The 11,440-nt window shown below is 44.0% G+C and carries 12 protein-coding genes; 9 read left to right on the top strand and 3 right to left on the bottom strand.

The window, feature by feature from the left end:
• The first annotated feature begins 10 nt into the window (after positions 1-10).
• Both MHO32_RS13920 and MHO32_RS13915 read left to right on the top strand, forming a co-directional pair.
• Complete coding sequence (locus MHO32_RS13920; RefSeq protein ID WP_239212537.1) at positions 11-616, top strand: cytochrome c oxidase assembly protein; 606 nt, start codon at positions 11-13, stop codon at positions 614-616.
• Positions 617-627: 11 nt separating this feature from the next.
• Positions 628-1,512 (top strand): cytochrome c oxidase subunit 3, encoded by an 885-nt coding sequence (locus tag MHO32_RS13915; RefSeq protein WP_005452393.1) that lies wholly within the window; start codon positions 628-630, stop codon positions 1,510-1,512.
• Positions 1,513-1,514: 2 nt separating this feature from the next.
• Here MHO32_RS13915 and MHO32_RS13910 read toward each other — a convergent pair whose 3' ends face one another.
• Positions 1,515-1,751 carry a DUF2909 family protein gene (locus MHO32_RS13910; RefSeq protein WP_005452392.1) on the bottom strand — a complete coding sequence of 79 codons (237 nt, stop codon included), beginning with the start codon at positions 1,749-1,751 and terminating at the stop codon, positions 1,515-1,517.
• Between MHO32_RS13910 and MHO32_RS13905 the strand changes: the two genes are divergently transcribed.
• From MHO32_RS13905 to cyoE, 4 genes are read left to right on the top strand one after another with little or no spacing between them, the layout of a single operon-like run.
• Entirely contained in the window at positions 1,750-2,517 is a 768-nt protein-coding gene (locus MHO32_RS13905; protein WP_239212654.1) for an SURF1 family protein, read from the top strand. The two genes, MHO32_RS13910 and MHO32_RS13905, sit on opposite strands and share 2 nt — an antisense overlap.
• Positions 2,514-3,050 carry a hypothetical protein gene (locus MHO32_RS13900; protein ID WP_009696370.1) on the top strand — a complete coding sequence of 179 codons (537 nt, stop codon included), beginning with the start codon at positions 2,514-2,516 and terminating at the stop codon, positions 3,048-3,050. The genes MHO32_RS13905 and MHO32_RS13900 overlap by 4 nt, the downstream gene beginning before the upstream one ends.
• A gap of 12 nt (positions 3,051-3,062) precedes the next feature.
• The gene (locus tag MHO32_RS13895; RefSeq protein WP_239212526.1) at positions 3,063-4,082 is read left to right on the top strand and encodes a COX15/CtaA family protein; all 1,020 of its coding nucleotides are present in this window, start codon (positions 3,063-3,065) and stop codon (positions 4,080-4,082) included.
• Positions 4,075-4,983: a heme o synthase gene (gene cyoE, locus MHO32_RS13890; RefSeq protein ID WP_239212524.1), complete on the top strand. Its 909-nt coding sequence runs from the start codon at positions 4,075-4,077 to the stop codon at positions 4,981-4,983. Before MHO32_RS13895 ends, cyoE begins: the two co-directional genes overlap by 8 nt.
• Positions 4,984-5,505: 522 nt before the next feature.
• On the opposite strand, the gene MHO32_RS13885 is transcribed toward cyoE, so the two are convergent.
• Complete coding sequence (locus tag MHO32_RS13885) at positions 5,506-6,489, bottom strand: OmpA family protein (protein WP_005452383.1); 984 nt, start codon at positions 6,487-6,489, stop codon at positions 5,506-5,508.
• A gap of 476 nt (positions 6,490-6,965) precedes the next feature.
• On the opposite strand from MHO32_RS13885, the gene aroG reads away from it, so the two are divergent.
• From aroG to MHO32_RS13870, 3 genes are all read left to right on the top strand, one after another.
• Positions 6,966-8,018, top strand: coding sequence for a 3-deoxy-7-phosphoheptulonate synthase AroG (gene aroG, locus MHO32_RS13880; RefSeq protein WP_009696367.1), 1,053 nt, complete (start codon positions 6,966-6,968; stop codon positions 8,016-8,018).
• Between the two features lie 168 nt (positions 8,019-8,186).
• A complete protein-coding gene (locus tag MHO32_RS13875) occupies positions 8,187-9,359 on the top strand; it encodes an MFS transporter (protein WP_239212522.1) in 1,173 nt (390 codons plus the stop codon).
• A gap of 221 nt (positions 9,360-9,580) precedes the next feature.
• On the top strand, positions 9,581-11,143 hold the full coding sequence (locus tag MHO32_RS13870; protein ID WP_009696364.1) for a methyl-accepting chemotaxis protein: 1,563 nt from the start codon (positions 9,581-9,583) through the stop codon (positions 11,141-11,143).
• 116 nt (positions 11,144-11,259) lie between these two features.
• Here MHO32_RS13870 and MHO32_RS13865 read toward each other — a convergent pair.
• Positions 11,260-11,440: transketolase-like TK C-terminal-containing protein (locus MHO32_RS13865; protein ID WP_239212520.1), on the bottom strand; the 181-nt coding region annotated here is incomplete at its 5' end.

Genomic DNA, 11,440 nt, shown 5'->3' with positions numbered 1-11,440 from the left:
GGTGAGTGAGATGCCAAGTAATTCATCCAATAAGAGACTCACTATCAAGTTGCTGCTAGCGACAGCGCTGATGTTCGGCTTCGGTTTTGCTCTTGTGCCACTCTACGACATCATGTGCGATGCATTGGGCATTAATGGTAAAACCAGTGATGTGGCCGCAATTCAACCGACGGGTATGCAGGCGGATATTACCAGAACGATTCGTGTGGAATTTATGGCGCACGTTAGCCCGGACATGCCTTGGGAGTTCAAACCAAAAGTCGTTTTTATGGATGTTCACCCTGGTGAAGTGATTCAAACCGAATATCTTGCTTTTAATCAGAGCGGTGAAGATTTGGTAGGGCAAGCTGTGCCATCCGTATCGCCGGGTACTGGTGCAGCTTACTTCAATAAAATCGAGTGTTTTTGCTTTAATCAACAGCCATTGGAAGGTAAGCAGCAAGCGAGTATGCCTTTGATTTTCTACATTGAGCCGGAAGTGCCGGATTCAATTCATACGTTGACCTTGTCTTACACACTCTACAAATTTCCTCCTCAATCGGGCGAGTCTTCAACAGCTAGCCTCTCAGGGAGCGAGAAACAGACCTTAACGCCGCAAACCAAAGCGCGTCTGTAAGGAGAGAACTTATGAGTAACAAGCCTGAGACCTATTATGTTCCCGCACAAAGCAGTTGGCCAATCGTAGGAGCTTTTGCGCTGTTCCTCGTTGCTGTCGGTGCCGGAATGACCGTTCAAGGTACTCAAAGTGATGGCGCGGTTGGTACGTTAGGCGGCATCATTCTCGCCATTGGTATGTTGTTTTTGCTCTATATGCTGGCAGGGTGGTTCAGCAACGTCATCACAGAGTCTCTTACCGGAAAGTACAGTGCGCAAATCACGCGTTCATTTCGACAAGGGATGAGCTGGTTCATCTTTTCGGAAGTGATGTTCTTTGGTGCTTTTTTTGGTGCTCTTTTCTACGCAAGAATGATTTCCGTGCCTTGGTTAGGTGGTGCAGATAATAACTTAATGACACATGAGGTATTGTGGCCGAGTTTCGAAGCAATCTGGCCACTCACCACCACGCCGGGTGGTGATACGACCCAAGCAATGCCTTGGCAGGGTATCCCATTAACCAACACTATCTTGCTGCTATTGTCATCGATTACGTTACATATGGCACACATCAGTTTAGAGCAAGATAAACGAACAGCACTGATTGTCTGGTTGGAAATCACCATCGTCTTGGCGGGCTTCTTCCTCTATTACCAAGCCGTTGAATATGCACACGCTTATCAAGATATTGGGCTGACGTTGCAGTCCGGTATTTACGGTAATACCTTCTTTATGCTCACGGGCTTTCACGGTTTGCACGTTTGTCTCGGTACCATTTTCCTCATTGTGCTGTTATTCCGCATCGCCAAGGACCACTTTTCTCCGAAAGACCATTTCGCATTCCAAGCTGGCAGTTGGTATTGGCACTTCGTTGACGTGGTTTGGCTATGCTTATTTGTTTTCGTTTATGTGCTGTAAAGCTAGTAAGGACGAGGATTTGGGGCTATCCATCCTGCCCCTAACGCTACGAGAAGGAGAATCACGACTAACGCAGAAAACATGACACGACGACCGAGATAGTGGCTCATTGGTTTGCCTTTCTTCGATGAATCCTCTGGGTCTTCGCGAACCATTTCGATAAGCGCTTTTGCGAGGTTAAAGATGATGAAAAGCAGCAAAAGGACAAGCGTTAACTTAAACAGAAATACGGTGGACATGGCACCTCCGGTTTCGTCGTCGATATTATCGAAATGGGTTTGGGTTGCTGTCTTTTTAACTGTGGCTGTGTTTTCTCTGTTGGTCAAACTGGGCTTTTGGCAATTGGAACGTGGTAATGAAAAGCAGCGTTTGGAACAAGCGATTTTAGCAAGGGAAAATACTTCTTATCAGGACATATCTGAAGTACTGGAAAAGAACGATTGGCGAGAAGAAAGTGTTATAGGGGTTAAAGTACAAGCAAATGTGACGCCTGAACCACTCCCAATTATTTTATTAGATAACCAGACCTATCAGGGTGAAGTGGGTTACCTAGCGTTTCAAATCGTATCGATGTCTCATGATCCTGCGACTCTGACGCTGCTTGAACTTGGATTTGTGAAGGGGAAAAGATCCAGAGCCGTACTTCCGAAGGTTGAATATCTGACAACGCCATATGACATCACAGGGCGTTTGTATCGTAAATCTACTAATCCACTAAGTTCAGACCTAATGGCTGAAATGGGCGATACGATAAGAGTGCAAAACCTCAACATTAATCAACTTAGCCAACTGCTTAATATTGAGTTAATGCCTACGGTCATTCAACCTGACAATCTAACGCAATGGTCGTACCCATTTCCTTGGAATCCCTTACCGTTAACCAGTGCAAAGCACTTTGGTTATTCTTTTCAATGGTTTGCTATGTCTGGCGTATTTTTGTTTATCACAATCCTGATTTTTATTCGTTGGATTCGACAACCACGCTCACAAGGAGGTGAGAAATGACAAATGCAGTCACGAAAGGACGAATTGTATTGGTGTCTCTGATTTGTCTATTTGCGCTCCCCGCGATTATTGCCAAGGTTGTATTGAGTCAAGGTTGGTACGAAACGGGGGTAACCAATCGAGGTGAATTGGTTGAGCCATATATCACGCTCGAACAATTAGGTCAGCCATCACCGTTAGACGAAAAAGGTTGGCAATTAGCGTATGTGTTGCCTCCGGAGTGTAAAGAACAGTGCCAACAACAAATACATTTGATGCAACAAAGCCACATTGCATTAGGTAAATATCAGGAGCGTGTGGTGCCAGTTATCTGGACTTCGGAAGAGACCAATAATGTTGCCCAGAGCATTGTGGTGATGCAAATGAATGATTCGTTGTCATCGAGAGTGAAAGCAGGGCAGATGTTGATCGTCGACCCTCTCGGGCAGCTAGTTATGTCCTATACGCCAGAAGCCAACGAGGATTTGGTGCGGTTAAGTAAAGATGTATTGGCGGACTTACGAAAGCTATTGAAGTTATCACGCGTAGGCTAGGGAGAGTGCAATATGACGTTAAGTCGTTTGGTTAAGTTCAGCCTGTGTCTTACTCTTGTAGTCATTATGTTGGGAGCATATACACGCTTGGCTGATGCGGGGTTGGGATGTCCAGATTGGCCTGGTTGCTATGGTCAGTTATTTGTACCCCAAACTGAAGTTGAAGTTACTAAGGCAAATGCTCTGTTTCCGGAGCGAGCAGTGGAGCAAGGAAAAGCGTGGTTAGAGATGATTCATCGTTACTTCGCTGGAACTTTAGGCTTAGTCATTCTGATGATGGCAATCATGGCGGTGAGAGCAGAGCGAGTTGATCCGACAATTCCGGTTTTGCTTTGCGTTCTTGTTTTGGGCCAAGCGGCATTAGGAATGTGGACGGTAACGTTAAAGCTGATGCCAGTGATAGTTATGCTTCATCTACTTGGCGGCTTTACGTTGCTTGCACTTCAAGCGCTGTTCTACTGCCAATTACAATCTAAAAACAGCCTCTACTTTTCTCCTTCTTCCAAGAGCGTGAGAACGTTCTCTTTGATGGCTTTTGGTGTGGTGTTGTTGCAGGTGTTGCTTGGCGGATGGACATCATCAAATTATGCCGCATTAATGTGTACCACTTTGCCAATATGTGAAGGTAACTGGACAAGCTATTTGTCTTGGAAAGAGGCATTTTCGTTTTGGCAGACAGGTTTTGATAACTATGAGTTCGGTGTCCTAGATTACCCTGCCAGAATGACTATTCATGTTAGCCACCGTATTGGTGCCATTATTACCGCATGCGTGGTGTTGATTTACTGCATCTTACTATTAAAACAAGATTCACATCATTCCCAACGCCTCGGTATCTGGATTGGATTCACCTTGGTGTGTCAGATCTTATTGGGCGTGAGTAACGTTGTGTTCCAGCTCCCTATTTATGTTGCGGTGGCACACAACCTCGGTGCTGCCATTATGCTTACACTTATTTGCGTTAGTCAGTTCTACCTATGGCAGGGTAAAGCTCGTTGGGGTCATCAAGCGAAAGGAGTTCGCTATGAGTAAAGAGATCGCGCTACCTCTAGAAAGTGGTAAGAGAAAAATTGGGTCAATCTATTTAAAACTAACAAAGCCAAAAGTCGTCGCTCTTATGTTAATTACGGCTATTGTTGGGATGAGCTTAGCTCCTGTTGGTGACTTTCCTTGGTTACAAGCTGCCATTGGTCTTACTGGTATCGGTCTAATGGCAGGCTCTGCTGCAGCGTTTAATCACCTGATTGATCGCCGTATTGATGCGCGAATGGCTCGTACGCACAAGCGACCTTTGCCTTCAGGTGATACTAACCCTTTGTCTGTTGCGCTTTTTGCTACTGCTCTGGGGGGAATTGGGTTTGTGTTGCTTCATACATTGGTCAACCCACTGACGGCATGGATGACCTTCTTAAGCTTGTTAGGTTATGCGGTGGTTTATACCATGTATCTTAAGCGAGCAACCCCGCAGAATATTGTGATTGCAGGGATTGCAGGCGCAATGCCGCCACTACTCGGTTGGACGGCGGTAACTGGAGAGTTACACGCGCATGCTTGGCTATTGGTAATGATTATTTTTATTTGGACGCCGCCACATTTCTGGGCGCTCGCAATTCATCGTGTCGAAGACTATCGCAAAGTGGATATCCCAATGCTTCCAGTCACTCATGGCATTGAGTACACCAAGACATCAATTTTTTTGTATACGATTCTACTCACGCTTGTCTGTATTTTGCCTGTGCTGGTGGGGATGGTCGGCTCTGTATATTTATTCTCTTCATTGCTCCTCAATGCTGGCTTTATGTATCACGCGTGGAAGTTAAAGTTTTCACCGGAATTAAATAGCGCAATGGAAACGTTTAAATTCTCCATCTATCACTTATTGGCGCTGTTTGTTGCGTTATTGGTGGATCACTATATTGGTGTGTTTTTATGATCTAGAGCCACGCAAGGGCAAGCTCACAACTGCACCGAACTCCGGTGCAGTTTTTGTTTGTACGGTGCAATACTAGGGTCTGCTGCTGTCGTTCCCAATAATGTTTATACCCCAGTCAACTCGTCCTTCGGGAGCGTGTGATTGACCCGATTACTGTGTCAAACAACATGGAAAGAACCGGCTATGATACGACCTTGTTTTCCTTACTTACTTTCGGTAATCAAAGGAGCGATGACAATGCTCTGAATTCGGCGTCGTTGAATCACTTGAGTATATTGGTTTTGGAACCAAGAGCGATGAACTATGAGTCTTTGAGAAAACTGCTACTTTTCACCAAACTTGAAATCAAATATTTAATCGAGCGTACCATCAGGTCGCCTTTAGTATAAGAGTCGGAACCAGATAGGATGGAGAAGGGCGAACAGAGAAACTGAATGAGTTTGATAAAGAGTGAAGGGTAAAGCTGAAGTAAACAAAAAGGGATGCCGAAGCACCCCTTAGACTAGATTAGAGCGGGAACTCTTATTCTGGTTGTACCAATTCTTCGTATTGGAACTCAGGTACGACAACTTCAACACGACGGTTCTTCTCGCGACCTTCGTGAGTGCTGTTGTCTGCAACTGGGTTTTCTTCACCCATACCAGTAACTGTGAAGCGGTCAGCATCGATGCCTGCTGCGATTAGGTAATCCGCAACAGATTGAGCACGACGCTCAGACAGTTTTTGGTTGTAAGCTGCTGGACCAGAGCTATCTGTGTAACCAGTGATTTCAACTTGAGCTTGTGGGTACTCGTTCAAGAAGTTTACGAAGTTGTCTAGACGCTCAGATACTGAATCAGTTAGCTTCGCACTGTCGAATTCAAACGTACCTGTACCGTACTCTTCTTTGTGCGTCTTCGTCATCATTACTGGTTCTGGCTCTGCAACCACTTCTTCTGTTACTACTGCTGCAACAACAGGTGCTGCTGCGAACTTGTAGTTAACACCGATACCAAAGAAGTTTGCATCCATATCATCTAGGACATCATCAGAGATATCTTGATAACGTTGGTATTCAGCACGAACGCTCCAGTTTCTATCGATAGTGTATTCAGCACCAAGCGAACCTGTAGGAACGAAATCTTTTTCGTCACCCGAAATCATGTAAGCACCACCGATTTTCGCGAATAGGTTCCACGTATCGTTTAGATGCCAGTTGAATTTAGGCGCAAGCGTTAATGCCCAAAGATCACCGTCGATCGTATTTACTGTATTAGCCCCTGACTTGAAATTAGCTTCGTAGTCACCTAAGTAATCAACACCGTACTCAAGACCAATGATATCGGTAAAGTCGTAACCGATGTGCATTCCGGCACCGAAAGCATCATCATCACAAGGGCTGTTTAAATAGCAAGCATCATCTAGCGTAGTCATGCCCACTTTGCCCCCGATATACATTTCAGCTTGAGCAGAGTTAATTAAACCACCAGCTACCACTGCTGCTACTGCAATTGCTACTTTGTTCATAATGTTTCCTTGTATTGATTGCATATTAGTTTCTACTTTGTTTTTACAACTTGAGTAAAACTAGGTAGTTATAAGAAATTAGTTCAATAAGAAATAAGTTTAATATTCATTTAAATTAACATCAAGCAACAATATCTTAGATCTTGCTACACTTTTCGTCGCCAAATACCTCACAAACTTCTGATATTTCTTACATTGTAGACAAGATTTTCAAAGTTACAGGAAAATATATGATAATTTTGAACTTTCCGTGTACATAAAAATTTACGCTGTGTTTTGTTTTGAACATTAGTAGTTAATTTGCATTTTTTTTAAAAAAGTGATTGCAAGCGGTCTGCGAAGTCGATAAGTTACTTGCATTGACACGATTAAATGAGCCCACAGCCCTTACTATTGCTTGCTTTGTGAACAATGTTGCAGTGAGTAAAGTTTGAGCAAAATAGTGGGACTTGGATAGTAATTAGGAAGTAGAAGTAATGTTTCAAACTGATGATGTAAGAATTAATAAAGTAAAAGAGCTATTGCCACCTGTTGCAGTGCTTGAAAAATTTCCGGCGACCGAAACTGCTTCCACAACTACTTTTGAATGTCGTAACGCCATCCACAATATTCTTGAAGGTAAAGACGATCGCCTACTAGTGATTGTTGGTCCATGTTCTATTCATGACCCAGAGGCGGCGGTAGAGTACGGTAAAAAACTGAAAGTACTTCGTGATGAACTCGGTGAGCAACTAGAAGTTGTGATGCGCGTTTACTTTGAAAAACCACGTACTACGGTAGGTTGGAAAGGTCTGATTAATGACCCATACCTAAACGATACTTACAAACTTAACGACGGTCTTCGCATTGGACGTAAGCTTCTGCTTGATCTAACTGATATGGGGCTTCCAACGGCAAGCGAGTTTCTAGATATGATCACGCCGCAATACGTTGCCGACCTGATCAGTTGGGGGGCGATTGGTGCTCGTACAACAGAGTCTCAGGTTCACCGTGAGCTTGCGTCTGGTCTGTCTTGCCCTGTTGGCTTTAAAAACGGTACAGATGGCAACATCAAGATCGCAAGTGATGCAATCCGTTCGGCAAGCGCATCTCACCATTTCTTGTCAGTCACTAAGTACGGTCATTCTGCTATCGTTGAAACGGCAGGTAACCCTGATTGCCACATTATTCTGCGTGGTGGTAAGGAGCCAAACTATAGCGCATCTCATGTAGGTCAAATTAAGGATGAGCTGGATGCTGCCGGTCTGCCTAAGAAAGTGATGATCGACTTCAGCCACGCGAACAGCTCTAAGCAATTTAAACGCCAAATGTTAGTTTCTGATGATGTGTCAGAGCAAATTTCTGGCGGTGAAGATGCTATTTTCGGTGTGATGATTGAGTCGCATCTTGTTGAAGGTCGTCAAGACTTGGTTGATGGTAAAGTTTCAACTTACGGTCAATCGATTACTGATGCATGTATCGGCTGGGAAGATACAGAAACAGTTCTACGTCAGCTATCCGACGCAGTAAAAGCGCGTCGTGCCAAATAAAAACTGAGAGAATAACACTCACAAAAAGCCAGCTTCTCGCTGGCTTTTTTAGTTTAAGTAGAGAGTAGTTAGCTATTTCATGGCTTAACCTGTCGCACATAACCCATGTGTTTTAGCCCTAAATCCGTTAAGGTGTCTGGGTAGATTAAAAAACACTCAAGGAATGAGATGAATAGAAACGTCTGGCTATTATCACTTTGCCAAGCCTTATTGATGACGGGGAACATACTTCTGATTTCTGTCATTGCGCTTATCGGTAAACAAATTGCGCCTTCTTCAAGCATGATCACTTTGCCAGTAGCGTTGCAGTTTCTCGGATTAATGTCTGCGACGATCCCGGCGTCCTTAATTATGGGAAAGCTGGGACGCCGTCTGGGTTTTAGCTTAGGTAACATCATAGGTATAGCTGGAGCGTCGTTGGCAACCTATGCGCTATCTCTGCAAAACTTTACTTTGTTTTGTGCTTCCACCTTTTTGCTAGGGGTAGGGATTGGTTTTGGTACTTTATATCGATTTGCTGCGATAGAAGTGTGTGATGAATCAGCAAGGCATCGAGCGATCTCTATTTCTATGGCGGGTGGGGTGCTAGCTGCCGTTTTGGGACCAAACCTCGCTATCTATTCGCAAAAGTGGTCGACAGATGGGCTTTATATTAGTGCTTTTGCTGTACTCATTGTCTTGTATATAACGGCATTAGTTTTACTACAGACGATACGATTTCCAGCGGCGCATACGCAAAATTGCTATGCAAAACCAGACTCTCTCAAGGACATTATTTATCGTCCTAACTTTATGATTGCGGTGTTAGCAGCGATGGTTGCCTATGCCGTGATGAATATACTAATGACAGCGACACCGTTAGCCATGATTGGCTGTGGGTTTGATTTCACAAGAGCTGCTGGGGTTATTGAATGGCATGTATTGGGCATGTTTGTGCCTGCTTTTTTTACTGGTCGGTTAATTGAACTATTCGGTGCAAAGAAAATGATTTTAGCTGGTGGTGTGCTGTTCATCGCGTGCATAGCAATTAACATGCATGGGTTATCTATATGGCACTTCAGTACGGCGTTGATCTTACTTGGTGTTGGATGGAATTTTATGTTCATTGCCGCAACCAGTTTGTTTAGTCAGAGCTATGAAGTGAAAAATAAAAGCAAAGCGCAGGCGTTCAACGAGTTCTTCGTATTTAGTTGCGTCACCATTACTGCACTTTTGTCTGGTTGGTTGGAGTCGACAGTAGGGTGGCAAAATTTGAATTTGTACGTCTTACCTTTTGTCTTATTGGTGATGGCAATCTTTATTGTTAAAATGAATAATAATTCTGAATCTCAAATTGCATAAACTGAGTTCAAAATTTTATAAGACCCAGCTATTAAGGCTGGGTCTTTTTTGTCTATCAGCTCACAACCCGTAACATTATTGATTAATTATTGTTATCTAAGTGAGTTTTTTGGGCTTTAAATGTCGCATTGGTAAGATTTTTTCTCTAGCATTTTGTAATAAATATAACAATCGTGTATATATCCTGTCGCAATTTAATAAAAACTATAGAAGTCTCATCTATGTCAGCCTCAACTTCCAATAAAGCTCAAGAAAACCTCGTAGGAGATTCTGACGAACTGGTCTCCACCACCGATCTCAAAGGTGTTATCACTTATTGCAATGATGCGTTTTGCAGAATTGCTGAATACAGTCACGATGAACTGCTCGGACAAAACCACAATATCGTTCGCCACGGAGATATGCCCAAAGCCGCTTTTGGTGATATGTGGGCTCGCCTAAAACAAGGTAAAGCGTGGCGCGGAATTGTAAAAAACAGTACGAAGTCGGGTGGTTACTATTGGGTCGATGCTTACGTAACCCCAATTTATGAAGGCCATCAAGTTGTGGGTTATCAATCGGTTCGTGTTAAGCCCAAGCGAGAGTGGGTGGATATCGCTTCTAAAGCGTACCAAGGGCTTCTAAAAGCAGAGAAATCCGGTCGAGCGTGGGCGTTGAAGTTAAATGACACCTTGCGCTATGCAATTCTTCTTGGTGCGTTAGTAGCACCAGTAACGAGCTTGGCTCTGTCACTTGAAGGTCCTCTTGCTTGGTTAACGACATTGTTACCGGCAGGTGTTTTAGCTGTTCTCTTCCGCCAGGAACTTGTTGATACGCCTCTGCAATTTAAAAGGTTACAAGCGCAGTACGACAGTGTAAGTCGTCTGGTGTATTCCGGAAATAAACCATTCTCGATTGCAGATTTCCATATCAAGATGCTCTCTGCCCGTATTCGCACCGTGTTAGGACGTATGACGGACTCAGCTCTGCCTTTACAAAGTTGCGCGGAAGAGCTTAGCAGCACGACGGCAGAAGTTTCATCAGCGCTAACTCAGCAGAACATAGACATTCGGCAAGTTCGCGATGCGACAGAGTCGATGGAAGCGTCTGCAAATTCAGTTTCATCCAGCACTAACGACGCGCATCTACTGATAGACGATACGTTGCAGTCATGTCTGATGGCGAAAGAGACCATCGACCAAACTCATACCAACTTAGCGCAACTTAGCTTACAAGCTGAGAAAGCGACGGAAACGACCTATCAATTGAGCGATCAAGCGCAAAAGGTAAGCCAATTAATGGAAGAGATTGGCGGGATTGCCGACCAAACTAATCTGCTAGCACTTAATGCTGCAATTGAAGCTGCGCGAGCGGGTGAACAAGGTCGTGGTTTTGCTGTTGTTGCTGATGAAGTAAGAGCGCTCTCAGGGCGTACTTCGAATGCGACTGAGCAAATTAAAGCATCCATTGAAACCATGCTTACAACGATTCAAGGTTGGCAGAAAGACATTATTGCCAACAAAGAACAAACGGACACTTGTTCAAATGTTGCAGAGCAAAGTGCATTGCGATTATCTGAAGTCGAGCAGATGATGCAAACCATGAGTGGTTTGATGGTGAATGTCGCGGACTCTGCTAATAAGCAGTTGCAGCTTTCTAGCGACGTAAATCAGCACATTCATTCTATTGCTTCGACAGCAGAGCAGAACTTAGCGGCAACACATTCTGTAGAGCAAAACAGTAAGCAGTTGAAAGAGCAAGTCCAAGATTTCTATCGACTAGCTATTCAGTTTGAAGAGAAGTGATTCCAACCAGTTAGCTGAATCGTTGTTGAAAAATGATTAGATAAAATAAAGCCCCGCCGAAGCGGGGCTTTTCAGTTTTCAAATTCGCAATAGAGAAAACTGATAATACTAAGCGATTAAGCTAGCAGTTCTTTTGCTGTGTTCACTACGTTTTCTACAGTGAAACCAAACATTTCGAACAGTTGGTCAGCCGGTGCAGATTCACCGAATGTTGTCATACCGATGATACGACCGTCGAAACCAACGTACTTGTACCAGAAGTCTGCAATGCCAGCTTCTACAGCGATACGTGCAGTT

The organism is Vibrio sp. MMH1-50 (assembly GCF_022347645.1).
Taxonomy (GTDB): Bacteria; Pseudomonadota; Gammaproteobacteria; order Enterobacterales; family Vibrionaceae; genus Vibrio; species Vibrio harveyi.
The sequence above is the reverse complement of the archived record's forward strand: the minus strand, read 5'-3'. Positions and strand labels throughout refer to the sequence as shown.

Excerpts from the sequence above, each read along its gene's own strand:
- MHO32_RS13875 (WP_239212522.1), top strand. The coding sequence starts at position 8,187 with ATGAATAGAAACGTCTGGCTATTATCACTTTGCCAAGCCTTATTGATG.
- MHO32_RS13870 (WP_009696364.1), top strand. The coding sequence starts at position 9,581 with ATGTCAGCCTCAACTTCCAATAAAGCTCAAGAAAACCTCGTAGGAGAT.
- MHO32_RS13895 (WP_239212526.1), top strand. The coding sequence starts at position 3,063 with ATGACGTTAAGTCGTTTGGTTAAGTTCAGCCTGTGTCTTACTCTTGTA.
- MHO32_RS13920 (WP_239212537.1), top strand. The coding sequence starts at position 11 with ATGCCAAGTAATTCATCCAATAAGAGACTCACTATCAAGTTGCTGCTA.
- MHO32_RS13910 (WP_005452392.1), bottom strand. The coding sequence starts at position 1,751 with ATGTCCACCGTATTTCTGTTTAAGTTAACGCTTGTCCTTTTGCTGCTT.
- cyoE (WP_239212524.1), top strand. The coding sequence starts at position 4,075 with ATGAGTAAAGAGATCGCGCTACCTCTAGAAAGTGGTAAGAGAAAAATT.
- MHO32_RS13900 (WP_009696370.1), top strand. The coding sequence starts at position 2,514 with ATGACAAATGCAGTCACGAAAGGACGAATTGTATTGGTGTCTCTGATT.
- aroG (WP_009696367.1), top strand. The coding sequence starts at position 6,966 with ATGTTTCAAACTGATGATGTAAGAATTAATAAAGTAAAAGAGCTATTG.
- MHO32_RS13885 (WP_005452383.1), bottom strand. The coding sequence starts at position 6,489 with ATGAACAAAGTAGCAATTGCAGTAGCAGCAGTGGTAGCTGGTGGTTTA.
- MHO32_RS13905 (WP_239212654.1), top strand. The coding sequence starts at position 1,750 with ATGGCACCTCCGGTTTCGTCGTCGATATTATCGAAATGGGTTTGGGTT.
- MHO32_RS13915 (WP_005452393.1), top strand. The coding sequence starts at position 628 with ATGAGTAACAAGCCTGAGACCTATTATGTTCCCGCACAAAGCAGTTGG.